Origin of the sequence: Mesorhizobium sp. (assembly GCF_004963255.1) — a bacterium.
GTDB lineage: Bacteria > Pseudomonadota > Alphaproteobacteria > Rhizobiales > Rhizobiaceae > Mesorhizobium.
In genome coordinates this window covers 34,694-61,681 of sequence record NZ_SUGA01000009.1, presented here as the reverse complement: position 1 = coordinate 61,681, position 26,988 = coordinate 34,694, and the positions used below count along the sequence as shown (strand labels likewise).

Annotated in this window: 26 protein-coding genes; 10 read left to right on the top strand and 16 right to left on the bottom strand. The window is 62.7% G+C overall.

Annotated features, from left to right (window positions below; translation table 11 throughout):
- On the bottom strand, positions 1–165 hold the full coding sequence (locus E5X34_RS12635; RefSeq protein WP_095818565.1) for a DUF1127 domain-containing protein: 165 nt from the start codon (positions 163–165) through the stop codon (positions 1–3).
- Between the two features lie 391 nt (positions 166–556).
- On the opposite strand from E5X34_RS12635, the gene E5X34_RS12630 reads away from it, so the two are divergent.
- From E5X34_RS12630 to E5X34_RS12620, 3 genes are all read left to right on the top strand, one after another.
- Positions 557–1,015 (top strand): hypothetical protein, encoded by a 459-nt coding sequence (locus E5X34_RS12630; protein WP_292564813.1) that lies wholly within the window; start codon positions 557–559, stop codon positions 1,013–1,015.
- 117 nt (positions 1,016–1,132) lie between these two features.
- On the top strand, positions 1,133–2,200 hold the full coding sequence (locus E5X34_RS12625) for an aldo/keto reductase (RefSeq protein WP_292564810.1): 1,068 nt from the start codon (positions 1,133–1,135) through the stop codon (positions 2,198–2,200).
- A gap of 32 nt (positions 2,201–2,232) precedes the next feature.
- Entirely contained in the window at positions 2,233–3,501 is a 1,269-nt protein-coding gene (locus tag E5X34_RS12620) for a cysteine desulfurase-like protein (protein ID WP_292564807.1), read from the top strand.
- Position 3,502: 1 nt separating this feature from the next.
- Here E5X34_RS12620 and E5X34_RS12615 read toward each other — a convergent pair whose 3' ends face one another.
- From E5X34_RS12615 to E5X34_RS12595, 5 genes are read right to left on the bottom strand one after another with little or no spacing between them, the layout of a single operon-like run.
- Entirely contained in the window at positions 3,503–4,531 is a 1,029-nt protein-coding gene (locus tag E5X34_RS12615; RefSeq protein WP_292564804.1) for a histone deacetylase family protein, read from the bottom strand.
- 2 nt (positions 4,532–4,533) lie between these two features.
- Positions 4,534–5,037, bottom strand: coding sequence for a GNAT family N-acetyltransferase (locus E5X34_RS12610; RefSeq protein ID WP_292564801.1), 504 nt, complete (start codon positions 5,035–5,037; stop codon positions 4,534–4,536).
- Between the two features lie 3 nt (positions 5,038–5,040).
- Entirely contained in the window at positions 5,041–5,550 is a 510-nt protein-coding gene (locus tag E5X34_RS12605) for a DUF523 domain-containing protein (protein WP_292564799.1), read from the bottom strand.
- 23 nt (positions 5,551–5,573) lie between these two features.
- Positions 5,574–6,941, bottom strand: a complete 1,368-nt coding sequence (locus E5X34_RS12600; protein WP_292564797.1) for an aspartate aminotransferase family protein — start codon at positions 6,939–6,941, stop codon at positions 5,574–5,576.
- Positions 6,938–8,587 (bottom strand): N,N-dimethylformamidase beta subunit family domain-containing protein, encoded by a 1,650-nt coding sequence (locus tag E5X34_RS12595; RefSeq protein WP_292564795.1) that lies wholly within the window; start codon positions 8,585–8,587, stop codon positions 6,938–6,940. The genes E5X34_RS12600 and E5X34_RS12595 overlap by 4 nt, the downstream gene beginning before the upstream one ends.
- Positions 8,588–8,741: 154 nt before the next feature.
- Here E5X34_RS12595 and E5X34_RS12590 point away from each other — a divergent pair, with 154 nt between their 5' ends.
- Complete coding sequence (locus tag E5X34_RS12590) at positions 8,742–8,990, top strand: ParB N-terminal domain-containing protein (protein ID WP_292564792.1); 249 nt, start codon at positions 8,742–8,744, stop codon at positions 8,988–8,990.
- A 10-nt stretch (positions 8,991–9,000) separates the two neighbouring features.
- Here the strand turns inward: E5X34_RS12590 and E5X34_RS12585 are convergent, their stop codons facing one another.
- The gene (locus E5X34_RS12585; protein WP_292564789.1) at positions 9,001–10,035 is read right to left on the bottom strand and encodes a 2OG-Fe(II) oxygenase family protein; all 1,035 of its coding nucleotides are present in this window, start codon (positions 10,033–10,035) and stop codon (positions 9,001–9,003) included.
- A gap of 185 nt (positions 10,036–10,220) precedes the next feature.
- On the opposite strand from E5X34_RS12585, the gene E5X34_RS12580 reads away from it, so the two are divergent.
- Entirely contained in the window at positions 10,221–10,616 is a 396-nt protein-coding gene (locus E5X34_RS12580) for a GFA family protein (RefSeq protein ID WP_042644587.1), read from the top strand.
- A gap of 129 nt (positions 10,617–10,745) precedes the next feature.
- Positions 10,746–10,958, top strand: coding sequence for a hypothetical protein (locus E5X34_RS12575; RefSeq protein ID WP_292564786.1), 213 nt, complete (start codon positions 10,746–10,748; stop codon positions 10,956–10,958).
- 19 nt (positions 10,959–10,977) lie between these two features.
- On the opposite strand, the gene E5X34_RS12570 is transcribed toward E5X34_RS12575, so the two are convergent.
- Positions 10,978–11,910, bottom strand: coding sequence for a hypothetical protein (locus tag E5X34_RS12570; RefSeq protein ID WP_292564783.1), 933 nt, complete (start codon positions 11,908–11,910; stop codon positions 10,978–10,980).
- A gap of 203 nt (positions 11,911–12,113) precedes the next feature.
- Between E5X34_RS12570 and E5X34_RS12565 the strand changes: the two genes are divergently transcribed.
- Positions 12,114–12,986, top strand: a complete 873-nt coding sequence (locus E5X34_RS12565; protein WP_292564780.1) for an undecaprenyl-diphosphate phosphatase — start codon at positions 12,114–12,116, stop codon at positions 12,984–12,986.
- A gap of 219 nt (positions 12,987–13,205) precedes the next feature.
- Positions 13,206–13,991 carry a phosphodiester glycosidase family protein gene (locus E5X34_RS12560; RefSeq protein WP_292564777.1) on the top strand — a complete coding sequence of 262 codons (786 nt, stop codon included), beginning with the start codon at positions 13,206–13,208 and terminating at the stop codon, positions 13,989–13,991.
- Between the two features lie 86 nt (positions 13,992–14,077).
- Here E5X34_RS12560 and E5X34_RS12555 read toward each other — a convergent pair whose 3' ends face one another.
- Complete coding sequence (locus E5X34_RS12555) at positions 14,078–15,049, bottom strand: Tim44 domain-containing protein (RefSeq protein WP_292564773.1); 972 nt, start codon at positions 15,047–15,049, stop codon at positions 14,078–14,080.
- Positions 15,050–15,358: 309 nt separating this feature from the next.
- Between E5X34_RS12555 and E5X34_RS12550 the strand changes: the two genes are divergently transcribed.
- Positions 15,359–16,501, top strand: coding sequence for a GH25 family lysozyme (locus E5X34_RS12550; protein WP_292564769.1), 1,143 nt, complete (start codon positions 15,359–15,361; stop codon positions 16,499–16,501).
- A 20-nt stretch (positions 16,502–16,521) separates the two neighbouring features.
- Here E5X34_RS12550 and E5X34_RS12545 read toward each other — a convergent pair whose 3' ends face one another.
- The 6 genes from E5X34_RS12545 to E5X34_RS12520 form a co-directional block, all read right to left on the bottom strand.
- The gene (locus tag E5X34_RS12545; RefSeq protein ID WP_292564766.1) at positions 16,522–16,716 is read right to left on the bottom strand and encodes a hypothetical protein; all 195 of its coding nucleotides are present in this window, start codon (positions 16,714–16,716) and stop codon (positions 16,522–16,524) included.
- Between the two features lie 26 nt (positions 16,717–16,742).
- The gene (locus E5X34_RS12540; RefSeq protein ID WP_292565228.1) at positions 16,743–17,324 is read right to left on the bottom strand and encodes a pyridoxamine 5'-phosphate oxidase family protein; all 582 of its coding nucleotides are present in this window, start codon (positions 17,322–17,324) and stop codon (positions 16,743–16,745) included.
- A 217-nt stretch (positions 17,325–17,541) separates the two neighbouring features.
- Positions 17,542–17,754, bottom strand: a complete 213-nt coding sequence (locus tag E5X34_RS12535; RefSeq protein WP_292564763.1) for a type II toxin-antitoxin system HicB family antitoxin — start codon at positions 17,752–17,754, stop codon at positions 17,542–17,544.
- Between the two features lie 40 nt (positions 17,755–17,794).
- Positions 17,795–18,166, bottom strand: a complete 372-nt coding sequence (locus E5X34_RS12530; RefSeq protein WP_292564762.1) for a VOC family protein — start codon at positions 18,164–18,166, stop codon at positions 17,795–17,797.
- Between the two features lie 22 nt (positions 18,167–18,188).
- On the bottom strand, positions 18,189–19,847 hold the full coding sequence (locus E5X34_RS12525; protein WP_292564759.1) for an ATP-binding protein: 1,659 nt from the start codon (positions 19,845–19,847) through the stop codon (positions 18,189–18,191).
- Between the two features lie 42 nt (positions 19,848–19,889).
- Positions 19,890–23,666: a vitamin B12-dependent ribonucleotide reductase gene (locus E5X34_RS12520; protein WP_292564756.1), complete on the bottom strand. Its 3,777-nt coding sequence runs from the start codon at positions 23,664–23,666 to the stop codon at positions 19,890–19,892.
- 713 nt (positions 23,667–24,379) lie between these two features.
- Between E5X34_RS12520 and gltX the strand changes: the two genes are divergently transcribed.
- Entirely contained in the window at positions 24,380–25,753 is a 1,374-nt protein-coding gene (gltX, locus tag E5X34_RS12515) for a glutamate--tRNA ligase (RefSeq protein ID WP_292564754.1), read from the top strand.
- On the opposite strand, the gene E5X34_RS12510 is transcribed toward gltX, so the two are convergent.
- A complete protein-coding gene (locus E5X34_RS12510) occupies positions 25,671–26,897 on the bottom strand; it encodes a DUF2865 domain-containing protein (protein ID WP_292564751.1) in 1,227 nt (408 codons plus the stop codon). The genes gltX and E5X34_RS12510 overlap by 83 nt on opposite strands.
- Positions 26,898–26,988 lie beyond the last annotated feature (91 nt).

The window sequence follows — 26,988 nt, the reverse complement described above, 5'->3', positions numbered from 1 at the left end:
TCAGCGGGCCGACATTTCGCGCGCGATGCGCGGAAAGTCCGCCGGCTTGATGCCGATATCGGCGCGGTCGGCATTGCTCATCGCGTTGAGAAGCGCGAGCGCCGCGCGGTAACGCTGGTGTTCTTGCGGCCGTGGCCGAGCGAACATTTCAGTGAAGAACCCCATGACTCAATAGCCCCTATTGGTCCTCCCAACGTCGAAGTATAGGCGATTTGTTGAAATTGTGCAGTGCAGCAATTGCATGGCTGCCATGCCGCATCAGATTTTTCCCGCCACAATCGCTTTTTTCGCGAAACTTTTCGGCAGGCTCAATCGTAGGCGTTGGTGCCGGCACTTGGCCGGCTTTTTCCTCGCCACTCCTGGCGACCTTGCCGGACTGCATAAAAATGCGGTCCGGCTTTTTTCTTGATGGCTCCGGCCGGCAAAATGCCTGCAATTGTTAACGTCGCCAGAAGTCATTTTTAACGAGGGCGCCCTATCTTCAAATGGCATCAATGCATGCCGTCACGAGAGGGAGGCTGAGATCGGCACCGGGAACAAGCTCGATTTCGCTTCGTTGCTCGACGACCTGATCGTTGCCTCGGAGAAAGGCGAGGAAGAGGGCGCCCGGCCGTCTATTCCGTTCGACTATCTGTCCGTTGCTGATGAGCTTCATTCCGGCCGCATCAAGGTTGCCGGTGAGAGCGTCGCCGCCGAATACCGCGAATCCGGCGCCGATCTTGCCGCGGAGTTCGCGGCACTTCTCGACCAGGCGAAACTAACGCTTGCGGGCGAAGAGCATTGGCCCGAGGATGAGCTGCCGTCGATCGATCCCGAAGCAATTGCCGGCGAGCTCGGCCTCGATCATCCGGCGAAGAATGCCGATTTCGGCCGCATCCGGCGCAATTTCGCTTTCGCCAACCACCCGGACCGGGTCGCGCCGCATCTGCGCCAGCGCGCCATGATCCGCATGCAGGTGGCCAACATGCTGATCGACGAGGCGAAGCGACGGGCCTTGGCCGGGGCGCGGCGCTAGCCGCGCAGTTCACGCAAAAAAGTCGAAGACTGCGGGCTTGGAGAAACTCCAGCCTGTGCTTTATGCTTGAATTTCCTCCCCGCGCTACCCGCGCAAAACTCCCGCCGGAGAAACTCCATGCATAAACGCCGCCTCGGTCGGACCGACCTCCTTGTTTCGCAAATCTGCCTCGGTTCGATGACCTGGGGGCAGCAGAACACCGAGGCGGAGGGCCACGCGCAGATGGATCTGGCTTTCTCGCGCGGGGTGAATTTCATCGACACGGCGGAGCTTTACCCGATCCCGCCCAAGGCCGAGACGCAAGGGCGGACCGAGAAGACCATCGGCAGCTGGATGAAGGCCAATCGCAACCGTGACAAGGTCATTCTTGCCTCGAAAGTGGTCGGCCGCACGGCCAACACCTGGTTCCGCGGCGATCGTCCCTCAAAGCTGGTGCGCGCCGACATTTTCGACGCGGTCGAGAAGTCGCTGGCCAAGCTCGGCACCGACTATATCGACCTCTACCAGATCCACTGGCCGGATCGGGACATTCCGTGGGGCTCGAATCCGACGCGTGTGGGAGCGGTGGCGCGGCGCACGGATGCGGCAGGCACTCCGGGAGGCGAGACGCCCGTTGCCGAAACGCTAGCCGTCTTCGACGAACTGGTGAAGGCCGGAAAGATCCGTCACCTCGGTCTCTCGAACGAAAGCTCCTGGGGTGTCATGCGCTTCGTCTTCGAAGCCGAAAAGGGCACGGGTCCGCGCGTCGCCTCGCTGCAGAATGCCTACAACCTCGTCAACCGCACCTTCGAGGTGAACCTTGCCGAGGTCTGCGAGCGCGAGGAGATCGCGTTCCTTCCCTATTCGCCGCTGGCGCAGGGATACCTGACCGGCAAATACGACCATGGCGCGCGGCCGCAGGGCTCGCGCTCGCAGCTCTTCAACCGCGGCCAGCGTTACGAGACGCCGAATGCGGCGGAAGTGCTGCTTCAATACAACGAGCTGGCGCGCTCCTTCGGCATGGAGCCGGCGCTCTTCGCCAACGCCTATGTGGCGAGCCGGCCCTTCGTGACGGCGAACATCGTCGGTGCGACCACCATCGCGCAGCTCGAGACGGCACTCTCCTCGGTCGACGTCACCTGGACGGAAGAGATGCAGAAGGCGGTCGACGCCATTCACCAGCGCGTCGGCAATCCGTGTCCTTGATCGGAATCGTCTGAAAAAAAGGGGTGGAGACGATGGCAGAGTTTCCGATCGAGGCCGTGCGCGGCAGATTTCCGGCGCTTTCGCTGACCGATAAAGGGCGCCGGCGCATCTATCTCGACAATCCCGCCGGCACGCAGGTGCCACTGACGGTAGCGGACGCGGTGTCGCGCTGCCTGCTCTCGACCAACGCCAATCTGGGCGGCTTCTTCGAAACGACGGTCGCTGCGCAGCAGGTGGTCGACGGGGCACATGCCGCGATGGCCGATTTCCTCAACGCATCGAGCGTAGAAGAGATTGTCATCGGCGCGAACATGACGACGCTCACCTACCACATGTCGCGCACGCTCGGCCGCACGATGAAGCCGGGCGACGAGATCATCGTCACGCGCATGGACCATGAAGGCAATGTCTCACCCTGGCTGCAGCTTGCCGAGGATCTTGGCCTGGTGGTGCGCTTCCTGCCCTTCGACGAGCGGAGCTGGCAGGTGGAGGAGGCGGCGCTGAGGGCGCTGCTTTCGGACAAGACGCGGCTCGTTGCGCTGAATTATGCATCGAACCTCACCGGCTCGATCAACCGGGTGAAAGCGCTGACCGCGATTGCCAGGCAGGCCGGCGCGCTGGTCTATGTCGACGCCGTGCAATTCGCGCCGCATGGCCTGATCGACGTGCAGGCGCTCGGCTGCGATTTCCTGATCTGCTCGGCCTACAAGTTCTTCGGGCCGCATATGGGCATATTGTGGGGGCGCCGCGACGTCGTCGACGGCCTCAAGCCGTACAAATGCCGCTGTTCGTCGAACGGGCTGCCGGAGCGGTTCGAGCTCGGCACGCCGCAGATCGAGCTGATGGCCGGGCTGACGGCGGCGATCGACTATTTCGCCGATCTAGGCGCTGCCGCCGGCGAGGGCGGATCGCGGCGGCAGCGGATCGCCAAGGCTTTCGACGTTTCGATCGCCTACGAGAATGCGCTGGCCCGGCAATTGATCGAAGGTCTCTCCGATATCGAGGGCCTGATCATCCGCGGCATCACCGATCCGGAGCGCGTTGCCGAGCGGGTGCCGACTGTTTCCTTCACTATCGAAGGCATCGCGCCGGAAACGATCGTGCGGCAGATGAACGCCGAGAATATCTTCCTGTGGTCGGGCCATAATTACGCGTGGGAGATCGTCCACCAACTCGGCATTCCGGCCGAGCAGGGTGTCGTGCGCATCGGCATTGCCCACTACAACACGGCGGCCGAGATCGAGGAGACGCTGGAGAGCGTGCACCGCGTGATCGCGATGCTGCGCCAGCAACGTTCCTGAGCTAGTCCTTTTTGCTGCCGAAGCCGGTCAGGAACGCGGTGAGGTTGTCGCCCAGCGCATCGCAGAGATAGCCGCCTTCCTGGACGATGACCGTGGGCAGGCCGAGCCCGGCAATCGCTTCGCCGATGCGCGAGAAGCCCGGCGTCGTCACCGATAAGCCGCCGAACGGATCGCCTTCGAAGGCATCGAGGCCGAGTGCCACCACAAGCGCTTCCGGCGCGAAGGCGCGGATGCGCTGGAAGGCCGCCGCCAACGCTTCGAGGAAAGCCGCGTCGCTGGACTTGCGTGGCAGCGGCAGGTTGAGATTGTAGCCGAGGCCGGGGCCTTCGCCGCGCTCGTCGGCATGTCCCCAGAAGAACGGGTAAAAGCGCACTGGATCGGCGTGCAGCGAGACGGTGAGCACATCGGGACGGGCGTAGAAGATGCCTTGCGTGCCGTTGCCGTGGTGCAGGTCGACATCGAGGATGGCGACGCGGGCGGAACTCTTGCGCAGAACCTGCGCGGCCACGGCCGAATTGTTGATGAAGCAAAAGCCGCCGGCGACATCGGCGAAAGCGTGATGTCCAGGCGGACGGCAGAGCGCATAGGCCGAAGGCGCGCCGGCCATCACGGCTTGAGCGGCTTCCACCGCGCTCCAGGCGCTCCATAACGCGCTGTTCCAGGTCTCGGCCGAGATCGGGCAGGCGGTATCGGCCATATGGTAGCCGGCCTGGCCGACAGCCGAGGCCGGATAGGAGCCGTTGCGAGCGATCGGGTGGATGTTCGGGATCACCTCCGCCGAAGCGCCTTCGATGCGCTGCCAGCGCGTGAAAATATGCTCGAGGAAGTCGAGATATTCGGGGGTATGTACCGCTGCGACCGGGCCAAGCCCGTGATTTTTCGGGCGTTCGACCGTCAAACCGGCCGATCTTGCGCCGGACAGCAGTCTCTCCACCCGCTCCGGCCTTTCCGGATTGGGCTGCGGTGCGCCGCTCGAAAGGAAAGCCTTGGGATCGTGGCGCTTCTGTTCTTCGGCATAGAAGGCTTTCATCGTCATTCCTCCGGCGTGTCGGCAAAGGCGAAAAAGGCATCGCCGACGATCTTCTGCACCTGTTCGTAGCTCGACCAGCCGATGCCGAGCTTCTCATAGAAGGCCTTGGCGGTCTCGTTGTCGGTGTCGACGGAGAGCCTCAGATAGACCCCGCCCGCCGCGCGGCACTCTTTCGCGACGCGCCGCAGCAGTTTCTCGCCGATGCGGCGGCCGCGGAAGCGGTCCTCGACATAAAGATCCTGCACATAAACGCCCGGACGACCCATCCATGTCGAGAAGATCGGGAAATACAGGCAGAGCCCGGCGAATTCGCCGCCGATCTCGGCGATCAGGGTCGAGAAGGCGGGCTTTTCGCCAAAGCCGTAAGTGCGGAGGTCGTCGGCGGTGGCTTTGATCTCCTGGTTGGCGCCGATATGGGTGCCGAGACGCAGCAGCGCGGCGTAGATCATTTCGACGTCGTCGATGATGCCGGGCCGGAGCAGAATATCGGTGGGCTGCTGCCGCATCGGTCAGTCCGCATGTCCGGCGGCGCTGGAGCCGGTCAACAGATCGTCAAGCTCGCCGATCCTGTCTTCGGAAAAGACACGGATACCGTTTTCCTCGAGCAGCGCGGTGGTCGTGCCTTGGCCAGCCACGCGGGCCCCAGAAAAGCTCCCGTCGTAGATAAAGCTGCTGCCGCATGACGGGCTGCCGTCTGTCAGCACGGCATAGCGGCATCCAGTTTCCCGCGCGAGGTCGAGCGCCAGTTGCCCGGCTTCGCGGTAAAGGCGGGTGACATCGCTGCCGGTTTGCTCGATCACTCCGCCATGGCCCTGCAGGACCGCATGGCCGTCGCCCGCGCTCTGGATTTCCGCCGGCGGACGCGGCGTCGAAAAGCCTGCAGCAACCTCTGGGCAAATCTGCACGATCCGGCCTTCCGACTGCCACCGCGCCAGTACGGAATGGTGGTCGAGCCGAAACGAGCCGTTGTAGCGCACCTTGCTTCCGAGCAGGCAGGCCGAGACAAGCACTCTCTCCATATCGGCTCCTCCCTTGGCGAGGGCTAGTGATTGACCGGCAGGTCAAGTTCGGCGGCAAGTGCCTCCAGCGTGTCGCCAAGCACCGCGATAATCTCGCCGATCTGTTCGCGGGTTGTGATCAAAGGCGGGCAGACCATGAAATTATCACTCACCGGCCCGCCGCGCACGCGCCGCGAGTAGATGATGAGTCCACGCTCGAAGGCCAGATCGATGAGCCGCAAATTGGCGTTGAGATTCTGTGGCAACGGCGTCCTGGCCAAGGGATCGGCGTAGAGCTCCGCACCCATGAACAGGCCCTTGCCCCGCACGTCGGCGACGAAAGGAAAGCGACCCGACAGCGCTTCGAGTTCGCCCCTCAGCACTTCGCCCATGACAGCCGAATTCTCGACCAGGCCAAGGCGGTCGACTTCGCCCAGAACGGCAACACCGGCCGCGCAGGCGACGGGGTTGCCGCCATAGGTATGGCCATGCAGGAAGCCGCCCGCCGCAACGACCGGTCCGACGATCCTCTCCGTCGCGGCAAGCGCCCCCAAGGGCGCGTAGCCGGAGCTCAGCCCTTTCGACAGCGCAACGATATCCGGCCGGCAGCTCCAATGGTCGCCGCCCAGGAACTTGCCTGTGCGCCCGATGCCGGTCATCACCTCGTCATGGATCAACAGGATGCCGTAGCGATCGCAGATTTCGCGGATGCGGGCAAAATAGCTGTCGGGCGGCACCAGTGCCGCGGTCGCCGCGCCGCCAATCGGCTCCATGATGAAGGCAAGCACGCTTTCGGGGCCTTGCTCCAGGATCTTTTCCTCAAGCATGTCAGCGTAGCGGACGCCGCGCTCCTCCAGCGACAGATTATCTTGGTCGCGATGGACAAATGGGGCCGGCACCAACGGCATCGGCCGTCCGACCGGGTCGAATGTCTTGGTCAGCACATCGTCGCCGGTGACGGCAAGCGTGCCGAGCGTGATGCCGTGATAGGAGGGAATGCGACCGATGATTTTCCAGCGCTTGTCCTGGCCTGTCGCGACCGCCCATTGGCGCGCCAGCTTGAGGCAGGCCTCGACCGCCTCGGAACCGCCGGAAACGAGATAAATGCGGTCGAGCCCGTTCGGTAGCCGCTCGGCCAAATCCCGCGCCAGCGCGACGGCCTGTTCGTTCTCGAATTGAAAGATGTAGGCGAAGCTGACGCGGTCAAGCTGCCGCTTCATCGCATCGATGACGTTGCGATTGCCGTGACCGACATTGACGTTGACCGCGCCGCTCGACCCATCGATGTAGCGGCGGCCGCTCTTGTCCCACAGATAGATTCCATCGGCGCGATCCACCATCGGCTGGGGCCGGCGTGTGAAGTGGAAAAGGTTCGGCCGGCTGGCGGTTTCGATCGAGTGCGCAGTGTTCATTTGCCCCTCTCGTCGCGGCCAAGATAGCGGTCGAGAACATTCTTGGTCACGCGTTCGACCATCGCGTCCTGCCTTAGCAGGCCGGCGACCCATTCGCAGCTTCCGGCATGAAACACCTCGCCCTTGCCGCGCGGGAAATTGACGATCATGCCGTTGCCGCGCTTGACCTTGTCGAGATTGGCGTCGCTCGCCTCGCCGAACAAGGTCTCGGCGGTGAAGCGGCCATCCTCGTCGGTGAGGAACTGATCCTCGATCGGGATATCGGCGCTTTCCTCGACCTGGCTCGCCATGCCGACGGCCAGCACCTGCAAGCCGTCCGGCGCGCCACTGGTGTCAGTCGGGTAGGGCAGGCCGCCGCGGATCTCGAAGTCCAAGCCGTCGACCTCATAGCCATAGACATGGCTGTCGGCGCCGAGCAGGTCGCCGTAATAGATGCCGGTGCCGGCGAAAGCCCAGTGCTCGGGACGGTAGACCGGAAAGCCACGCACGCCGCGCGGCGCGCAGCCGCCCCAGCCGGCATAGACGCCCCGCGTCGCGTTGAGACCGAAGGTGGCACTCCCCGGACGTCCGATCTCGGGCGCTTCCCAGGAATTGGTGGCGCGGGTGACGTCACCGCCGCGATAGGCCGGGTCTTCCGCGCGCGCCTTGTATTTGTAGCAGACCTGGCGGCGGCCTTGGTCTTCCAGCCTCGTCTGCCACATGAAATTGCCGGCGAAGCGCGCCGCATGCCCGCCGCGCTCGACATAGTTGTCGACCGCATCGCGCATTTCCCAGGTCCAGTACTCATCGTGCCCGACGAAGACGACGCAGTCGTAACCGTCGAGGATTTCGGGCGAGAAATGCAATTCGTGCTGGCTGGCGAGATCGACCTTGTAGCCGGCGCGTTCGGCGAAGCGGAAGAAATGGCTGTCATAGCTTGCCCAGCCGGAGGAGGCGTATTTCTTCGAATGCCCGGTGGCAAAAGCCCACTCCATGTGTGGATAGCGCGGCACGGTCTTCGGCGGTACGGCGACTTCGAGCGGCACGCGCGGCGCGTCCTTGGGCAGCACGACGAAGCCGCGGCACCAGGGGCGCTCAATCGACACCGTCGTCGCGTACTGGTCGCGGTTCCGGCCGGTGATGCCCTGATAGTGGTTCGAGCCGCCCCAGGTGTTGTAGGCGGTCCATGTGCCGGTCGCGGCGACCTGCAGCAGGCGGCCCGGCTTGCGGCCGGGCCGGGGCGCGACAATGAAGAGATGGTGGCTGTGGATTGGATTGCCGTCGCGGCCTTCGGCAAGAAGCGTGACGCGATAGGCGCCCGACGGCCAGTCGTCGCCGACGCGGAATTCGAACGACGCCTCCCAGCCGCAACCTTCGACCGAGCATTGGTCGGGCGTATCTTGCCAGCGCGCCGACAGGCCTGCTCCCTCGAAGACCTTGGTCTCGGCGGCGCCGTCGCGGATGACGGCGATGCTGAAGTGCGGCGCCGTCGAGCTGACATAGAGCGCCACCCTCTCGCCGGGGCAGTAGGAAAACCGGTCGCTGTAGCACCAGATCTCGCCGCGCTCACCGTCCATCCCCGGCCATTCGTAATAATGGCCGCGCACCGCCTCGCGGCGCTGCTCAGGCGTCAGCCCGAAATCGGGAAATTCGGTGGGCAATTGCATCAAGCTGGACCTGAGATCACGAAGCCGTCATTGAGACCATCGGCCGGCCAAGCGTCAAATGGAAAGCATCGGGCCAGCGCCCCTTGCGGTTGGCGATATCCGACAAAACGGACTATTTCAGCTTCAGGCGACGATTCAGTGCCAGGGAGCCGACATGCTGCGCGTGCAAAAGGTCAAGGTCGACGACATCTACGTGCCGACGGCGCGGCGCAAGACGCTGCATCCCGAGACCGTGCGCCATCTCGCCGAGGATATTCTCGAGAACGGCATGAAAACGCCGATCCAGGTGCGGCACGACGGCAAGCGCCACATCCTGGTCGAGGGACTGCACAGGCTCGAAGCCGCGAAATGGCTGGGCGAAACCATCATCGACGCCTATCTCGTCCAGGCCAAGCGGCACTGATTCCTCTGATTCAAGAAGCTTTGGCCCGCCGCGGCTGGCGCAGATGCCTGACTCCGCTCATTTCGACGAATTTCGTCGCCGTGTCCCAGAGATAGTCGCCATAGGGGAACGGCTCGAAGGGCTCGGCGCCCTCGAGCGGCAGCGGCGCGATCTCGGCGTCGACCCGTGGCTCATAGAAGAACGGAATCGAGAAGCGCGCCTGTTTGGGCGCGATCACTCGATGCCGGGTCGCCCGCACCCGGCCGGCGGTCCAGCGCTCCAGCAGCTGTCCGAAATTGACGGCGAGCGTGTTGTCGGCGGGCGGCACGTCGATCCATTCGTCGGCAAGGTTTTTTGCCTGCAGGCCTTTGACGCCGTCCTGCGCCAGCAAGGTGACGAAACCGGAATCGGCGTGCTCGCGGCCGATGATGGTGCGCGTCTCGCCTTTGTGCAGCACGGAGAAGTCGGGCCCGCTGAGGTCGACGCCGCTGTTCGGGTCACGCAGCGGGTAGCGGATCAGGCGCAATGTGGAGATGCCGCCCTCGAAATCCTTATCGAAAATTGTCTCGGTCAGCCCAAGGCCGCGCGCGACCGAGCGCAGCAGCGCGTTGCCGACCATCTCCATTGTCTTGTAGTAGCTGGCGGCAGCCTCGCGCCAACCGGGCAGGGCGCTCTCGGGTGGGAGCGGCGTGGCCTCGCAGAGCGGATCGCCGGTATCGAGGCCGGAGGGTTCGGTCCGCGCGTCGGCGATGTCCGGTCCCATATCGATGCCTTCCTTATAGGAGACGGCGCCCGGCTGCAGCGGAAACCAGCCGCGATAGACATTTTCCTTCGTGCGGTCGAAATTCCAGCGCAGCAGCTTCTGTTTTTCAGCCTCGGGCAGCGAAAAGATCGCCAGCAGCCGCGCCCGGTTCGGCGGCGTCAGCCAGTCGTCGCCGGGAAAGTCGCGGATTGCCATGAAGCCGATGCCCGATGCCGCGGCCATGATCCTCGCGTCGGTCTGGTCGCGGGCGGGCGAGGGCGGACCGAACAAGGGTGCGATCGCTATGGTGTCGATGTCGGCCATCAATCTCCCTCCCGTCGGACGCCATAAGCAGGGCGCGGCGGCCGGCGATTGTCAATCGCAGGCGACGGCGCGTCATTGGGCCACCCGCATCAGCGCAACCGATCGCATCTCATCAACGCTTTTTGATTGACCCTCTCATGCCGGCCACTACCTTGCCGGCATTTCCTCGAAAACGGGTGTCAGCGATGGCGAAATATGAGGGCGGGTGCCTGTGCGGCGCGGTGCGGTATCGGGCCGAGGCGGAGCCGATCAATGAGCGTGTCTGCCATTGCCGGATCTGCCAGAAAGCGATCGGCGCGGCCTTCAATGCGCGACTCCTGTTTCGCATCGACGACGTGACCATCGAAGGGCCGGTGGCAACCATCAACTCCACGCCGGACCTCAAGCGCGGCTTCTGCCCGGCTTGCGGCACAACCCTGTTCTCGCGCCGCGATTCCAGAAACATTCTCGGCGTCACCTCCGGCTCGCTCGACGACCCGTCGCTGTTCAAGCCGGACATGCATTTCTGGACTGCCTCGAAGCAGCCCTGGCTGATGCTCGACGATGGCCTGCCGCAATATGAAGGCGCGCCGCCGGCCTGAGTCATTGCGACGCATCTCTGCACAAAAATTTCATCTCCGCTGCACGACATAGCCGGCAAAGCGTCATTGGCGGGCCATCTTTGGCTGCCTATCTAAGCGCCATGCGGGCAGGCATCGAGGAGGCGACGGATGAGCGAGAGCATCAACACCCTGGACGAGCTTTTGAATGACCCGATGATCCAGCTCGTGATGGCGCGCGACCGCGTGCGGCCGGCCGAGCTTCGCCTGCTCCTGGAAAGGGCGCGCGACAAGGCTGGCGATGATTCCCGTATCGACCAGGCTTCAGTACCACCGGCTCATGTGGTGGCAAGAAGCTGCCTGAAGCAGTGGCTGCACCGCTGAGGCAGCTTCAGGAAAATGGTCAGCTCGAATACGCCGGCAGGTAAGCGTAGTGATTGCGTAAATAGGCGAGCTTGAAGCCGAGCCGGTCATAGTTGCGATAGGCCGGCCCGTCGCGGTCGGGGAGCGGCGCCTCGATATCGGCGACAAACAGCTTCGCGCCGGCCGCAATGCCGTCGCGAACCAGCCTTTCCCCAAGCATGGCATCCAGATCGAAGCTCGGCGCCATGATGCCCGGCACCGGCGCGTCGATGCCGCTCCAGGCAGCGCCGTCAGGGCCGATGAAAAGCGAACGCACCGCGGCGACCGCGCCGCCGCGTTTCAGCATGTAATGACGCCAACCCTTGCGGCCGACAAGCGCGGTGAGCCACGGCGAGGTGGGGAGCCTGTATTTGGCATCGATGAAGGAAGCCCATTCCGAAGCCGTGCTGGAGGTCACCTCCTCGATAGCGGGATCATCTACCGGGATCAGCGGGTCGCCCGGGAAGAGCGGTTCGGCTGGCAGTGGCGTCGCGTCGCGATAGATGCGCTCCCAGCCGCCCTGGTGCTGCAGGCCACGCGCTTCCAGCCAGCATCTCAGCCGCGCCGGCTCGGTGTGCGGACTGGTGTAGAACCACGGCCGCATGATGCCGGCATTGCGATAATGCGCGAGCAGCGCGTCGAGCTGTTCCTCGGTCGCCGGAGCATCGACGCCGATATTCTTCACGCAGTTGAAATGGATGAACGGGATCGTCGTGCAGGTGGTCCAGACCAGATCGCCGTCAAGCGCAATCGACAGCCCTTGCCGCGCCGCGAAATCGGCGGGCGCCGCGTCGTAAAGGTCGCGCCATGCCGCGACTTCGGCGCGCTCGATGGTGCGGCTGAAGTCACGCGATACCTCCTCGATCGCGATTTCCGGGGCGTGCGTCTCCGGCGGTACGACGGGCTCGAGTTCCGAGAGGGCGGCGGTCGACATGGCAGGCTCCTCCGATATGCCTTACAGTGTAAGATTAGCGGATGATAATATGGCGCCGGCTGTTGTCAAGCAGGATTAGCGGCACCTTACAAATCCGTGAGTTGGAATCACGCTATCGTGAGGCTAAGCCTCTCCAGAGGGGCTTTTCGAAGACGATTCACTTTTGCCTCGGCAAGGATCGAGGCGCAGGGAAAAGGGTTGAGATGACCGACGTCTGCACTCAAGGACTGGATACCGGCTTTGTCGGCCTGGGTTATGCCAAGGTGGCATTTCTGGGCATCGTGCAGGGCATCACCGAATTGCTGCCGATCTCGTCCACGGCGCATATGCGCATCGTGCCGGCGGTGCTTGGCTGGCAGGATCCCGGATCGGCGTTCTCGGCTGCCATGCAGCTGGCGGCGCTCGCGGCGGTGATCAGCTATTTCTGGAGCGATGTCCGGGACGTGCTCTTCGGATCGATCGCGGCAATCTCGCGCCGCGATTTCGGCGACCGCTATTTCCGCCTGGCGATCAGCATCATCCTTGCCACCATCCCGATCATCATTGCCGGCCTTGCTCTTTCCGGTGTGCTCAACGCCTGCAATTCGCCGCTGCGCGGGCTCGCTGTCATCGGCTGGGCCTGCATCGCCATGGCGATCCTTCTGGCGCTCGCCGAGATGTTCGCCAGCCACAAGCTGATGCTGCGCCAGGCGTCGATCCTCGATGCACTCTTGGTGGGCATCGCTCAGGTCGGCGCACTCATTCCGGGCGTCTCGCGCTCGGGCTCGACGTTGACGGCGGCGATGGGGCTGGGCTTTGCAAGGCCGGAAGCGGCGCGCCTCTCCTTCCTGCTCGGCCTGCCGGCCATTGCGCTCGCCGGCCTCAAGGAGCTTTATGAACTGCACAAGGTGCATCTCGACGCGCATGGCTGGTCGATCCTGGCGGTCGGCCTCGTCGTCGCCTCGATCTCGGCCTTTTTCGCCATATGGGGGCTGATGCGGGTGCTCGAACGCTTCTCCGCCTGGCCGTTCGTCATCTATCGCGGCCTGCTTGGCGTCGTGCTGCTGGTCAGCGTCGCTGCCGGATGGCTCACCTAGGGTGTGTCGATATTCAGGTGAGGCCCGGCCTGCAAATGGCGGCTTCCTGCGCTTCCGGTGCTCACGTACTTAAGTACGCTCCGCTCCGGTTCTCGGAACCCACCCAGTTTGGTCGCTTCGCGCCCGTCTTCGACTCCGGCTCGGCCTGACCTGAATCTCGACATACCCTGGCCTGGCCTAGAGGCCGCCACGCAATCCACTATGTCCTCGGGGGCGCTGATGGATCTTGGGACGCTGCTGCAATCCGTGCCGTTGCTGGCCACGCTGTTGAAATCGGGGGTGCCTGCCGCCGTAGGTGCCGGCCTGGGGCTTGGCCAATGGCTGGCGGCGCTGCCGCCCTGCCGCAACCAGACTTTCGAGAACGTGTCCTACCTCGTCTGCGAGACCGATCCGAAGCGTTTTGCCATCGAGCTGTTCTGGAAGAACGAGGATGGCGAGTTTTACCGGTCGCTGCACAATCTGCGCAACGCGCAGCAAGCGGCGGGGCGGAGCATGCTCTTCGGCATCAATGCCGGCATGTATCACCCGAACCTTGCGCCGGTCGGGCTCTATGTCGAACGCGGCGAGCAGGTCACGCCGGCGAAGACCGGATCGGGAACCGGCAATTTCTCCATGCAGCCCAACGGCATCTTCTATCTCAGCGCCGGCAAGGCAGGGGTTCGCGCGACCAAGGACTACCTGAAGCATCCGCCGCGTGTGGATTACGCCACGCAGTCCGGGCCAATGCTGGTCATCGACGGCAAGCTGCATCCGAAATTCCATGCGGACGGCACCTCGCGAAAAATCCGCGATGGCGTCGGCGTGCGCGCGGACGGCGTCGCGGTCTTCGCGATCTCGGACGATGTCGTGACCTTCCACGAATTCGCGCGCCTGTTCCGCGACCAGCTCGGCTGCCCGAACGCGCTCTTTCTCGACGGCTCGATCTCGAGCCTCTACGCGCCCGGCATCGGCCGGAACGACGATTTCTGGAATCTCGGGCCGATGATCGGCGTGTTCAGGAAGTAGTCAGAGCGCTTGCTGCGTCGCGCTTTAAGCTTTGTATTGATGCATGTCGTTGCCCCAGAACCGCGTACACTTCTGGGCGACATGCATTAACCGGCCGCGTCCTGGATCGCGGACAGCAGCCATGGTCCTCCGGCCTGGCGGGTGAAGGTCCACAGCTCGGTGGCTTCGACAGGATTGTTGGGATCGCCCCTCTCGACGGCGCCGGTCTGGCGGTCGCGCATGATATCGATCGCCGACCAGCGCATCGCCACGGTGGCGTAGTCGCGCGAGCCTTCCCGCCACGCCTCCGCCACTTCGCCCTTCAGCAGCTTAAGGTTTGTCACCTCGTTCTTGAGGCCGTGGGTCGCGTTGTCGGCCAGTTCCTCGGAAAGGTAGGAAACCATTTCGGGGGTCGTCAGCCGGCGCAATCCCTGGTGATCCTCACGGGTGAAGGCAGCCTGCACTTCGCCAAGGATTCGTTCGAACGCGTTGCGATCAGCGTCGGTGATGCCGATTTCATCGGCTCCTGATGCGTCAGCGGAGCCGAAGCTTGCGGCGTTGGACGAATAGCTGGGCGGCCCGCCGCCCCAGCCTTGCCGTCCGAACGGAACGCCGGCGTTTCGCATATTGGCCGGCGCGGCATTGTCCCGATTGAAGAAGCGCATCGCCAGCATCACGAGGCCGCCGATCAAGAGCAGCTGGAAGATGACGCTCAGCCCGCCGCCAATGCCGCCGAAACCATGGCCCAGCATCATGCCGAAGAGGCCCTGGAAGAACAGTCCTCCCACAAGGCCGCCGACAAAACCGCCGCCGAAACCACGCCAGAAGCCGGGACGCGCGGAGCCGGGAAACGACTGCGATGATGGGATGGACTGGGTGGTTTGCGGCGTCATCGAGCGCGTGACAGGCGCCGTGTAAGGGGCCGTCCTGGTCGGCGCGGGCGCCTGGTAGGTGCGGCTGCCACGGCTGCCGAAGCTGCCGCCCATGCGCGCCTCGGCGGTGCCGATGGAGACGGTCCCGAGCGCCATCAGCAGGATCATGAGGATCGACGCGACTTTGATCGTTCGTGACTTCGACATTAAGCACAGTCCTTGGGTACATGAGCGTTTCGCTTGCGCGAGCCCCTTATATGGGATGCCAGGCGAGCCAGGTTTAGCCCCTGCTTCAATGCGCCCGCCGATCTGGCGACGATCGTCCTGATTCTAGCTCGCTCGGCGGCTGCGGCTTCGCGCAAGGCGAGGTGACGGGGGACACACCCCGAATCGGCGACGAGCGTCGCCAAAGGTAAATTTTGATTCAAACTTTGTTGGTAATTTCTCATTAGGAATGGGGCTTCCGGCGGCGCTGTTCCTGCCTTCGGTCTGTTTTGTCTCGCGTACAGGTCAAAGATGCGGATTTCTGGCGTCGTCAGTTTCGTGCTCGCAGCGCTCTGCCTTGCCGGCTGCTCGTCCACGTCGGGCGTCGATGCCTTGCAGATGCCGTCCAACGAGACGACGAGCTCGGTCGTGCGGCCGAGCGCGCCGGTTTCGAAGGGCATGAGGACGGTCCAGCGGGAGAAAACCGTAGAGACCGCATCGATGTCGGGCATGGCGCGCGTCACGCCGCCGGCGCCGCTGCTCGACGAGGGCAACGCGAGTCCCGGCGACGAGAACTCGCGCCTTGATGATGAGAACTCGCGCCCCTTCGGCCTTGCCGAGGAGGAGACGGTGAACTTCCCGGCGACCGACCTGCCGGACAACGTCGAGCCGCCGGTGCAGGAGGCCGCGCTCGTCTCGCCGCCGAAGCGGCTGTCACGCGCCGCGCCGGCCATGCTTGCCGGCCCGGTCACGCGCTATGCCTTCCGCGACGCGAAGCCGATCAATTTCGGCCGCTCCTCGCCGCGCCATCTGGCCGTGCATGGGGTCGACGTCTCGCGCTGGCAGGGCAACATCAATTGGAGCAAGCTGCGCGCCCAGGGCGCCAACTTCGCCTATATCAAGGCGACCGACGGCGGCGACCATCTCGACCCGATGTTCATGAAGAACTGGCGCAACGCCGATGCCGCCGGGTTGAAGCGCGGCGCCTACCATTTCTTCTATTGGTGCCGCACGGCGGGTGAGCAGGCCGACTGGTTCATCCGCAACGTGCCGAAGATGGACGGCGCGCTGCCACCGGTCATCGACGTCGAGTGGAACGGCGAATCCTCCTGCAGGCGCAAGCCTTCGCGCGAAAAGGTGCTGGAGAAGATGCAGGTGTTCATGGACAGACTGGAGCGCCATTACGGCCAGCGCCCGATCATCTACACCAGCCCCGATTTCTATCGCGACAATCTGCGCGGCGCCTTCCTGGATTACCCGTTCTGGCTGCGCGCGGTGGCGGCGCATCCGTCAAAAGTCTATCCGGGCCGCAAGTGGGTGTTCTGGCAGTATTCGGGCTCCGGCCTGTCGCATGGCGTGACAGGCCGCATCGACCTCAACGTCTTCCACGGCGATGAGCGGCAATGGCGCGCCTGGCTGGGCGGCGGCGGGCAGATGCTGGCCGACGCGGACTGAGGCGCATCCGATCGCCTCGGCTACCTCCGTGGCAGATGTCGCGACTCCGCCATCGTCACATAGCCGAGCACGACCATGAAGGTCGCGAAATAGGCCACGATGGCGGTGACGACGATTAGGCTCTCTGTGGGCATTTCCATCTCCTCGGAAAGAACAGCCGAGGAAACACCGGGAACGATGGGCTTTGCCTTGATCTGGATCATGCGATCGATCAATTGGATCGCCTGGCGCCATGCCGCGCTCAACAGGTGACCAGATCCGTGTGGCCAAAACCCTTCGAGTAGTCGAGCACGGAGATCACTGTCGGCATCACGCGGAAGATGCGGACCTGGTCCGGCGTCGGCATCGGACCGGGCATCGAGGTTTGCGGCGGATATTTCATCGGCAACATACGCAGGACCTTCTCGGCCTCAGCGCGGTCTTCCACCGGCTGCGCCCGTGCCGCCATGGAAAGCCCGGTGATCTCCATCACCTGCGGCGCGTCGTGGTCGATGGTCAGCGACAGACGATTGTCCCGCGCGATATTCGCCGCCTTCTGGCTGTCCAGGCCGCAGAGGAAGTAGAGGGTGAGGCCGTCATTGACATAGCCGACGGTCGTCGCCTGCGGCCAGCCGTCTGGCCTGAGCGTAGCAACCGTCATGATCCGGTGCTGATCCAGCAGCGTCTGGATCTTGTTTTTGATCTCCTTGTCCATCTTCGCCTCCGAAGCATTGCTGACGGCGATGATGGTAGAGATCGGGGAAGGGCGAGCATTGACGCACGTCAACCCGGTGGTGTGCAGATGCGCCTTTGACGTGATGCCGGCCAGACAATGCGGGATCACGCTCAAGGATTGAGCGCGGCGTTCCCCTTCTCCCCTTGTGGGAGAAGGGGGTCGCGAAGCGGCCGGATGAGGGGTGCTCCAGGGAACGCCGACCTTCGTCGGCGTTGGACACCACGACTGGATCCCGGACGTCTCACTCCGCTGGAACACCCCTCATCCGTCTCGGCGCTAACGCGCCGATCCACCTTCTCCCACAAGGGGAGAAGGCGAGGGCGCTTCACTCGTCCCCCTCTATATATTTCGCCACGGCAACGGGCTCGGGTACCTCTAACCCGTCGGCTTGCAAGCCTTCGATGTGGAAGCGTATTGCTTCACGGATTGCGATCGTCACATCGGCCGTCGTGCCGCCGGTTGCAATGCAGCCCGGCAGGTCCGGCACATAGGCAGAAAAGTTGTCTCCGGCTTTTTCGATGATCACAGCATAAAGCATTGCGCCATATCCTTGCCCGATCCAGTCGAGGCTCAGGCCTTCACCCCTCGTTGATCATAGCCTCGATATTGTAGCCGTCGGGATCGAGCACGAAGCAGGCGTAGTAATCTTCCGCATAATTCGGGCGCGGCTCGGGCGCGCCATTGTCCGCCGCGCCCGCCTCGAGCGCCGCGCGATGGAACGCATCGACCTCGGCCTTGCTCTTCGCCCGGCACGCGACATGCAGATGGGTGAGCGGCGGCTTCTCTCTTGTGCTCTGGATCTCGAATAGGCAGCCATTGCCAACATCGAACGCCCAGAAGATGCCTTCCTTGCCGAAGGAGAGGCGGTAGCCCAAAGGAGCGAAGGCTATTTCGTAGAAGAGCTTGCTCTTATTGAGGTTGCTGACTTCGATGGTGATGTGGTCGAGCATAGAGACTTTCGCTGAGCATCAGCTACCGAGCAGCCCGGATTCTGGTTACCAGTTCCGTCACCATCTTCTTCAAATCCAACGGCCATTCGTCCGATTCTATTGACACGGCTCTCCGCGCAAAATCTGCCTTATTCACCTTTTCGGGGTTTAGAATTTGCTCCCGCTTGTCTTCTTGAACGGTCACTCCCGGAACGTCTACGGCAACTGATGCAATTACCTGACGCGGAAGGTAGTTCTCGATTTCTCTACCTTCGGTGACCCAACACAACCCGCCTTCCCGCTCCACCTCAAGTTTCACGCGGGACTTCGTGGCATTCAAGTTAGGACGGTCTGGCTTCCGATCGCTGTCGATGAGCACCGCAAAAGAACGCGAAACGGTAACCGCCTTAACGAGGTCGGACTCGATGTCTTCGAAAGAGTGATGGCTTAATATTTTCCCACCGTAGAACAGTATTGTGTAATCAATCCCCTCGTTAAGGCTACTGTCGATCTTTTTTATCCAGCTATTTAAGTATATCCTATCGGATGGACCTTCAACCCAAATGGCAAATTTTGTCTGTAAAAGCTCACTTGGGGAATGCCCCAAATCGCGAACAGCGCGGAATTTTTGCGCGTTTGTCTGTATGGTGCGACCTCCAGTTTTTCCATTATCTTGGGAGAGCTGTATGATGTCGGCATCAACAGAGTCAAGGACCGCAGCGGAATGAGTAGCTATTACGAACTGAGCGTCTACGCTTTCATTTAGGTACTTCATAATTCTTTTCTGAGCCAATGGATGTAGGTGCAGTTCTGGCTCGTCGATCAGAACAATCTTGTTCGGAAAGCCAATTGACACAAGGCCGATCATCAGAAGCTGTTCAATACCAGTGCCGAGACTTTCAAGAGGCCTTGTCTCGCCGTTTATTCTGACCAACAAGGTGCTGTTATCTCTGGGAACGCTCACCTCTACCGAAGGCTTGTCGACTACAAATGAAATAAAGTCGCATATATGCTTCAGCTGACCGCTGTATGTCTCCAAATTCTCATAAGCAGGGCGATCAAGCTCCGCAAATCTCTTTATGACTGTGCCGAACGCTACCGTTTCACCAGGAAATGGAGATTTGACGAACTGCGGCGGTTCTTGACCGGCTTGGGTTATGAACCGCAGGTTCGGCAGGTAAGTTGTTCCTGAGAGTTTATCATATACGGACAGTTTATTCAGAAAGGTTGATTTGTTTGATTCGATGGATGAGGCTGACCCAAAGTCGTGCAAGAAATATCCAGAGAAGTACTCATCAGTAAATGTCTTAAATAATTCATTATTGCTATCAACTTCAGCAGAGAATCTTCCTTTTGATATCTTGTATTTTAAGTTGATATTTTTAATGTCTTCAAACGACATATATCGGCTTGCATTCACTAATCCGGATAGTTTTTCCCGGATGTATTTTTCGTCCGCAGTGACGGATAATGAGATAGCTTTATCGGTGCCTGGGAAGTCATATGTGTCGTTTAGGGATGCTTCGGCGCGATTAAATAGTACCGCGAGGAAACGAAGTGCGTTCGATTTTCCAACGTTGTTCGGGCCTACTACGAACGTAATTTTCTTAGAAAACGGAATCTGAATCGCAGTAGCAATCGATCTGAAGTTCGAAAATGTTATCGGGTACGGAAATATCATGTGTACAAATGAATAGGGCATCGAAGATGCCCTATTCCCCTATCTATCTGGTGGTTGATTACCTCAACTGCACCCGCTCGTCGATCCACACGTGTCGCACTTCTCGCAGGTGCCGTTTCGCACCATGGTGAAGTTGTGGCACTCGGAGCATTCGTTGCCGGTGTAGCCTTGCAGCAGCGATTGCTGGCGCCTTGTCGCGGCGAGCTTCTTCGCTTCGGCCGCTTCATTCGCTGCGGCGTCGGTGAAGAGCGCCTCGGCGCCACCGGCGGCTTCGGCTTCCTCTTCCACCATGTCCTCGGCCAGTTCCCTGGCGCGCTCCTCATAGTCGCGCTTGTAGGCAAGGGCCTCGTCGCTGGCCGGCTTCAGCGCCAGCACGTTGGAGCCGGCGAAGGCGGTCGGCGCGGCGCGGGCAGGGGCGATGGTCGGGGCTGTGCCGCCAAAACCCTTGGGCTCGCTGCCGATGCCGCTCACCAGCTTCACCGGCGAGGCGCCGCGATAGAGGCCCTTGGAGAAGGGCGTCGCCTTGCCTTCGGTGATGCCGCGGCCGAGCGCCGTCTTGTCGAAATCCGACTGGTCGACATGGGCGAGGTCGTGGCGGCCGAGATAGGAGACGGCAAGCTCGCGGAACACGTAGTCGAGGATCGACGTCGCGTTCTTGATCGCGTCGTTGCCCTGCACCATGCCGGCCGGCTCGAACTTGGTGAAGGTGAAGGCCTCGACATATTCGTCGAGCGGCACGCCATATTGCAGGCCGAGCGAGATGGCGATGGCGAAGTTGTTCATCATCGCGCGGAAGGCAGCGCCCTCCTTGTGCATGTCGATGAAGATCTCGCCCAGGCGGCCGTCGTCGAACTCGCCGGTGCGCAGATACACCTTGTGGCCGCCGACGACGGCCTTCTGCGTATAGCCCTTGCGGCGGTTCGGCAGCTTCTCGCGGTCGCGATAGAGGCGCTCGATGACGCGCTCGACGATCTTTTCGGTCACCTGCACGGCGCGCTGCGCGGCGGGCGCCGCGATCAGCTGCTCGACCGCCTCATCCTCATCCTCCTCGCCATCGGCGAGCAGCGAGGCATTGAGCGGCTGCGACAGCTTCGAGCCGTCGCGATAGAGCGCGTTGGCCTTCAGCGCCAGCTTCCAGGACAGCATGTAGGCGTTCTTGGCATCCTCGACCGTCGCCTCGTTCGGCATGTTGATGGTCTTGGAGATGGCGCCCGAGATGAAGGGCTGGGCCGCCGCCATCATCAGGATGTGGCTCTGGATGGAGAGCGAGCGCTTGCCGATCTTGCCGCAGGGGCTGGCGCAGTCGAACACCGGCAGGTGCTCGGCCTTGAGGAAAGGCGCGCCTTCCAGCGTCATCGCACCGCAGACATGGATGTTGGCGGCGTCGATGTCCTTCTTGGAGAAGCCCAGCGCCGGCAGCATCTCGAAGGAGAAGTCGCCGAGCTGCTCGTCGGTGAAGCCGAGCGTCTCCTTCACCCAGTCGGCGCCGAGCGTCCACTGGTTGAACACGAACTTGATGTCGAAGGCCGACTTCAGCGCCGCGTTCAGCGCGGCGATCTTCTCATCGGTGAAGCCCTTGGCCTTCAGTGTCGACGGGTTGATGCCGGGCGCCTGGTTGAGGTTGCCGTGGCCGACGGCATAGGCCTCGATCTCGGCGATCTGGCTTTCGGAATAACCCAGCGTGCGCAGCGCTTCCGGCACGGCGCGGTTGATGATCTTGAAATAGCCGCCGCCGGCGAGCTTCTTGAACTTCACCAAGGCGAAGTCGGGCTCGATGCCGGTGGTGTCGCAGTCCATGACGAGGCCGATCGTGCCGGTCGGCGCGATCACGGTCGCCTGCGCGTTGCGGTAGCCGTGCTCCTCGCCGAGCTCGATGGCGCGGTCCCAGGCGGCGCGGGCATGCTCGGCCAAAGCCGGCTGCTTCAGGTCGGAGGCCACGAGAGGCACCGGGTTGACGGCGAGCTTCTCGTAGCCGTCCTTGTCGCCATAGGCGGCGCGGCGATGGTTGCGCATGACGCGCAGCATGTTCTGGGCGTTGCGATCATAGTCCGGGAAGGCGCCGAGCTCGGAAGCCATTTCGGCCGAGGTCGAGTAGGCGACGCCGGTCATGATGGCGGTGAGCGCGGCGCAGATCGCGCGGCCCTCGTCGGAGTCGTAAGGGATGCCCGAGGTCATCAGCAGGCCGCCGATATTGGCGTAGCCGAGGCCGAGCGTGCGGTAGTCGTAGGAGAGCTTGGCGATCTCCTTGGACGGGAACTGCGCCATCATCACCGAGATTTCAAGCACGACGGTCCACAGCCGAACGGTGTGCTCGTAAGCGGCGATGTCGATCGTGCCGTCTTCCCTCCGGTAGGGCAGGAGGTTGATCGAAGCGAGATTGCAGGCCGTGTCATCGAGGAACATGTATTCCGAGCACGGGTTGGAGGCCCTGATCGCACCGGCGGAGGCGCAAGTGTGCCAGTCGTTCATCGTCGTGTTGAAGTGCAGGCCGGGATCAGCCGACGCCCAGGCGGCGTAGCCGATCTTTTCCCACAGATCGCGCGCCTTCAGCGTCTTCAGCACCTTGCCGTCCTTGCGGGCGGTGAGCTGCCAGTCGCCATCGGCCTCGACAGCGCGCAGGAAATTGTCCTTCAGCGACACCGAGTTGTTGGAGTTCTGGCCGGAGACGGTGAGATAGGCGTCGGAATCCCAGTCGGTGTCGTAGGTGTTGAACGACATCGAGGTGTAGCCTTGCTTGGCGAACTGGATGACGCGGTAGATGTAGTTCTCCGGCACGGCGTCCTTCTTGGCCGCCTTGATCTCGCGCTTCAGCGCGGTGTTCAGCGCCGGGTCGAAGCAGTCGTCGCCATTGCCCTCGCAATTGACGCAGGCTTTCATGATGGCTTCGAGGTGCTTCTTGACGATCTTGGAGCCGGTCACCAGCGAGGCGACCTTCTGCTCTTCATTGACCTTCCAGTCGATGAACTGCTCGATGTCGGGATGGTCGGCGTCGACGATGACCATCTTGGCGGCGCGGCGCGTCGTGCCGCCCGACTTGATGGCGCCCGCGGCGCGGTCGCCGATCTTGAGGAAGCTCATCAGGCCGGAGGAGCGGCCGCCGCCGGAAAGCTTCTCGCCTTCGCCGCGCAGCATCGAGAAGTTCGAGCCGGTGCCGGAACCGTATTTGAACAGGCGCGCCTCGCGCACCCACAGATCCATGATGCCGCCCTCGTTGACGAGGTCGTCCTGCACGCTCTGGATGAAGCAGGCATGTGGCTGCGGATGTTCATAGGCAGACTTCGACTTGGTCAGTTTGCCGGTGAAGGGGTCGACATAGAAATGGCCCTGGCTCGGCCCGTCGATGCCATAGGCCCAGTGCAGGCCGGTGTTGAACCATTGCGGCGAGTTCGGCGCGACGCGTTGGGTGGCGAGCATATAGGCAAGCTCGTCGCGGAAAGCGCGCGCGTCCTCTTCCGACTTGAAGTAGCCGCCCTTCCAGCCCCAATAGGTCCAGGTGCCGGAGAGACGATCGAAGACCTGGCGGGCATCGGTTTCCGAACCATAGCGCTCGGCCTCGGGCAGCTTGGCGAGCTCGGCCTCGTCGGCGATCGAGCGCCACAGAAAGGAGGGAACGTCGTTCTCCTCGACCTTCTTCAGCCGCGCCGGTACGCCGGCCTTGCGGAAATATTTCTGGGCCAGGATGTCGGCCGCGACCTGGCTGAACTGCGCCGGCACATCGATGTTGTCGAGGCGGAACACCACCGAGCCGTCGGGATTCTTGATCTCCGACAGGGCCTTGCGGAATTCGATCTCCGCATAGGCTGATTGCTCTGGCTTGGTGAAGCGACGCTCGATGCGCATTGGTCCGGTCCCTTTGTGTCTATATATAGCGCCTTTCCCTGGGGATTTCTGCCCCGCATGGCGAAAAGCGCAGTCCGCCGTTTGCCGGCACTGCGAGCAGCGCCGACACTCTCCTCGTCGCAGGCGCCGGCACGCAGGCAGCAGAACGCTTTCCCAGGCTTTTGCCCGGGCTGCAGGCCGACCCTTGCGGGTCCCTAAACTGAAACTTTTGTCGATTCCCTCCGTGGAGGGAGGTTCACATTATCTAGCGTCGAGCCTGCCTGCAAACACTAAATATAGTGTTAACAGATCATTTTTTCCAGGCCGACAATTCTCCCTTTCGCCCACCCAAACCCCAAAGATCCCAACGCTTCCGCCGGCCTCGTGAACAGGCGGAAATCCGGGCAAAACGCACAAAATCCGGGAAAAAAGACCGGCCTCGAAACTCTCCGGTCACGCCCGCAACAGGAGCGCATGGCCTATAAAAAGCGACTCGTTCCGACCCGTCAAGGATTCGTTTTTGTAGCTTTTGTGACCCCAACATCTTGTGTGTCACATATGTGGATAACGGGGACATGCGAAGCCCGGGTCCCCGGGCACTTGACGCGGTTTATCAGGCTGCCGCGAAGCGTGTCGGGCCTCGGCTTTTCATTTTAGCTGGCTTGCACTATCTGTTGCGTTCGCGCGGGGAGGCGCGCCTTGTCAACGCCAAAAGCATCCGCTACGCCCCGCTCATGACAGTCACCGTCCGTTTCGCCCCATCGCCGACCGGCCGCATCCATATCGGCAATGCGCGCACCGCGCTGTTCAACTGGCTTTTCGCCATGAACAACAAGGGCCGTTTCATCCAGCGCTTCGACGACACCGACATTGCCCGCTCGAAGCAGGAATATGCCGATTCCATCCTTTACGACCTGCACTGGCTGGGCATCTTCCCGGATGTCACCGAGTACCAGTCGCGCCGCTTCGAGATCTACGACGCTGCGGTCGAGCGGCTGAAGGCGGCGCGCGTGCTCTATGCCTGCTACGAAACGCCGGAAGAGCTCGACCTGCGCCGCAAGGTGCGTCGCACACGGGGCCTGCCGCCGGTCTATGGCCGCGAGGCGCTGACGCTGACGCCGGAGCAGGTGGCCGAATACCAGTCGGACGGGCGCAAGCCGCACTGGCGCTTCCTTTTGCCCAATTTCACCAGCGATCCGCTGCAGCCGGAGCGCACGGACGTGAATTGGAACGACTTGGTGCGCGGCGAGGAGACCGTCGATCTCGCATCGCTGTCGGACCCTGTCCTGGTGCGCGAGGACGGCACCTATCTCTACACGCTGCCTTCGGTGGTCGACGATATCGAGATGGGCGTCAGCCATGTCATCCGCGGCGACGACCATGTCACCAACACCGGCGTGCAGATCGCCATCTTCAAGGCGCTCGGCGCCGAGCCGCCGGTCTTCGGCCACCACAACCTGCTCACCACGACCACGGGCGAGGGGCTGTCGAAGCGGACCGGCGCGCTGTCGATCGAGAGCCTGCGCCAAGACGGGATCGAGCCGATGGCGGTCGCGTCGCTGGCCGTGCTCGTCGGCACGTCGGAGAATGTCACCGCCGCGCACGACCTCAACGAGCTTGCCAGCCATTTCGACCCGGCGGCGACATCCAAGTCCGCCTCCAAGTTCGATCCGGACGAGCTCCTCGTGCTCAACCGCGCGCTGATGCATCATATGTCGTTTGAGGAAGCGCGCGACCGGCTGATGGTGCTGGGCATTTCCGGCGACAAGGCAGAGCCGTTCTGGCTGGCGGTGCGCGGCAATCTCGACCGCCTGTCGGATGCGGTCGCCTGGTGGCGCATCCTGAGCGAAGGCCCGCAGGAGCCGGCCGAGTTTTCCGGCGAGGACCGCGACTTCCTCAATCAGGCGTTTGACGTGTTGCCCGAGGAGCCGTGGAACGGCACGGTCTGGAAGGACTGGACCGGCAAGATCAGGGAAGCAACCGGGCGCAAGGGCAAGCCGCTGTTCATGCCGCTGCGGCTGGCGCTCACGGGGCGGACTTCGGGGCCGGAGCTTTCAGATCTATTGCCGCTGATGGGTCGGGAAGGAACGCTGGCCCGACGACCCTGACCTTGCGCTGATCCGGCGGCAGCATCGAGACCGGCGATACCGGCACCTTTGTGGTCAGCCGCTTGATCGCGTCCTGGTCGAGCCCGCCTTCGGCATTGGCGAGTGTTTCGGGATCGGCGCCCGGATCGGGCTTTACCGCTGGCACGGGGATGAAGGGCGCTATCCCGCTCTCCGGCTGCGACTGTTCGGGATTGGGCGGATTGCCGCCAATGATCGTGAAATTGTCGGCCTGCGCGTTGCATCCGCAGGTGGGCGGCCGCGAATAGTTGGCCTGCTTGTAGAGATAGGCGGTCGACAGCTCGCTGTAGGGCTGACCGGTGACCGAGGAGGTCATCGAGCCCGAATCGTCGTCCATCCCACGCGAATAGAAGACCTGCATCTCGGTGCCCGGGCAGCTCGATTCGCAATTCTTCTGGTCGCGCTCGAAATCGCCGACGGAGACGGCGTTGGACATCGGGTAGAAATAGCCGTCGCAGGTGCGTACGCACATGGTGCGGAACTCGCCGCCCAGCCTTGGCAGGTCCATGCCGTCCGGCTGATTGACGCGGCGGATGTTGCGCACGCTCGGATCATCGAGCGGCACGTCCGACGCGTCCGGCATATCGGGGGCATCGGGCGTTTCGAGCTGCTCGTCCTGGCGGCCGAAAAGCTGCTCGAACAGATTGCCGCCGCCATTGTCGCGCGAAGCCTCCTGAAGCGGCGCGCGTCGCGGCGCGATCTCGTCGTCGCGGCAGTTGTTGGCATCGAGCGCCGCCAGGATACGACTGCGGTCGCGCCGCGTGCCACCGGCGGCAAGCCGCTCGCGCTTTGCCTGCAACGTGTCGAGATTGGCGTTCATGCGCTCTATCGAGGCGTTGATCGCGGCGCACTGGCTGACATTGCGCGAAAACAGCGTGAAGCCGCAGCCGGCATCGCTTGCCCGGCCGCGGGCCTTGGCAAGCTGCTCGCGCTGGCGCGTGATGGCGTCATCATATTTGCGGACGAGGCCGGGGCCTCCGCCACCGCCGCGCGCGGCCGCGAGTTCGGCTTCGAGCTGCCTGCATGTGCGCGAGGCCGCCTGGGATTGAGTGACGGCGACAGCCGAGCCTGCAAGCGCTACAAGCAGCGGCACTAGGAGGGCCAGCTTCAACCTCGCGCCTTTCATCTGAACCCCAAATCGCTCGACCGCCCCGAAGCTACGCCGCGGTGGTTAACCGACTATGCCAGAGTCGGCGCGACCGCGCCTAAGGGCAATT

Coding starts and splice junctions, on each gene's coding strand:
- E5X34_RS12570 (WP_292564783.1), bottom strand. CDS start 11,910: ATGTCGACCGCCGCCCTCTCGGAACTCGAGCCCGTCGTACCGCCGGAG.
- E5X34_RS12560 (WP_292564777.1), top strand. CDS start 13,206: ATGGATCTTGGGACGCTGCTGCAATCCGTGCCGTTGCTGGCCACGCTG.
- E5X34_RS12550 (WP_292564769.1), top strand. CDS start 15,359: ATGCGGATTTCTGGCGTCGTCAGTTTCGTGCTCGCAGCGCTCTGCCTT.
- E5X34_RS12535 (WP_292564763.1), bottom strand. CDS start 17,754: ATGCTTTATGCTGTGATCATCGAAAAAGCCGGAGACAACTTTTCTGCC.
- E5X34_RS12580 (WP_042644587.1), top strand. CDS start 10,221: ATGGCGAAATATGAGGGCGGGTGCCTGTGCGGCGCGGTGCGGTATCGG.
- E5X34_RS12575 (WP_292564786.1), top strand. CDS start 10,746: ATGAGCGAGAGCATCAACACCCTGGACGAGCTTTTGAATGACCCGATG.
- E5X34_RS12595 (WP_292564795.1), bottom strand. CDS start 8,587: ATGCAATTGCCCACCGAATTTCCCGATTTCGGGCTGACGCCTGAGCAG.
- E5X34_RS12590 (WP_292564792.1), top strand. CDS start 8,742: ATGCTGCGCGTGCAAAAGGTCAAGGTCGACGACATCTACGTGCCGACG.
- E5X34_RS12555 (WP_292564773.1), bottom strand. CDS start 15,049: ATGTCGAAGTCACGAACGATCAAAGTCGCGTCGATCCTCATGATCCTG.
- E5X34_RS12520 (WP_292564756.1), bottom strand. CDS start 23,666: ATGCGCATCGAGCGTCGCTTCACCAAGCCAGAGCAATCAGCCTATGCG.
- E5X34_RS12610 (WP_292564801.1), bottom strand. CDS start 5,037: ATGCGGCAGCAGCCCACCGATATTCTGCTCCGGCCCGGCATCATCGAC.
- E5X34_RS12510 (WP_292564751.1), bottom strand. CDS start 26,897: ATGAAAGGCGCGAGGTTGAAGCTGGCCCTCCTAGTGCCGCTGCTTGTA.
- E5X34_RS12600 (WP_292564797.1), bottom strand. CDS start 6,941: ATGAACACTGCGCACTCGATCGAAACCGCCAGCCGGCCGAACCTTTTC.
- E5X34_RS12635 (WP_095818565.1), bottom strand. CDS start 165: ATGGGGTTCTTCACTGAAATGTTCGCTCGGCCACGGCCGCAAGAACAC.
- E5X34_RS12585 (WP_292564789.1), bottom strand. CDS start 10,035: ATGGCCGACATCGACACCATAGCGATCGCACCCTTGTTCGGTCCGCCC.
- E5X34_RS12620 (WP_292564807.1), top strand. CDS start 2,233: ATGGCAGAGTTTCCGATCGAGGCCGTGCGCGGCAGATTTCCGGCGCTT.
- E5X34_RS12530 (WP_292564762.1), bottom strand. CDS start 18,166: ATGCTCGACCACATCACCATCGAAGTCAGCAACCTCAATAAGAGCAAG.
- E5X34_RS12605 (WP_292564799.1), bottom strand. CDS start 5,550: ATGGAGAGAGTGCTTGTCTCGGCCTGCCTGCTCGGAAGCAAGGTGCGC.
- E5X34_RS12525 (WP_292564759.1), bottom strand. CDS start 19,847: ATGCCCTATTCATTTGTACACATGATATTTCCGTACCCGATAACATTT.
- gltX (WP_292564754.1), top strand. CDS start 24,380: ATGACAGTCACCGTCCGTTTCGCCCCATCGCCGACCGGCCGCATCCAT.
- E5X34_RS12625 (WP_292564810.1), top strand. CDS start 1,133: ATGCATAAACGCCGCCTCGGTCGGACCGACCTCCTTGTTTCGCAAATC.
- E5X34_RS12615 (WP_292564804.1), bottom strand. CDS start 4,531: ATGAAAGCCTTCTATGCCGAAGAACAGAAGCGCCACGATCCCAAGGCT.
- E5X34_RS12565 (WP_292564780.1), top strand. CDS start 12,114: ATGACCGACGTCTGCACTCAAGGACTGGATACCGGCTTTGTCGGCCTG.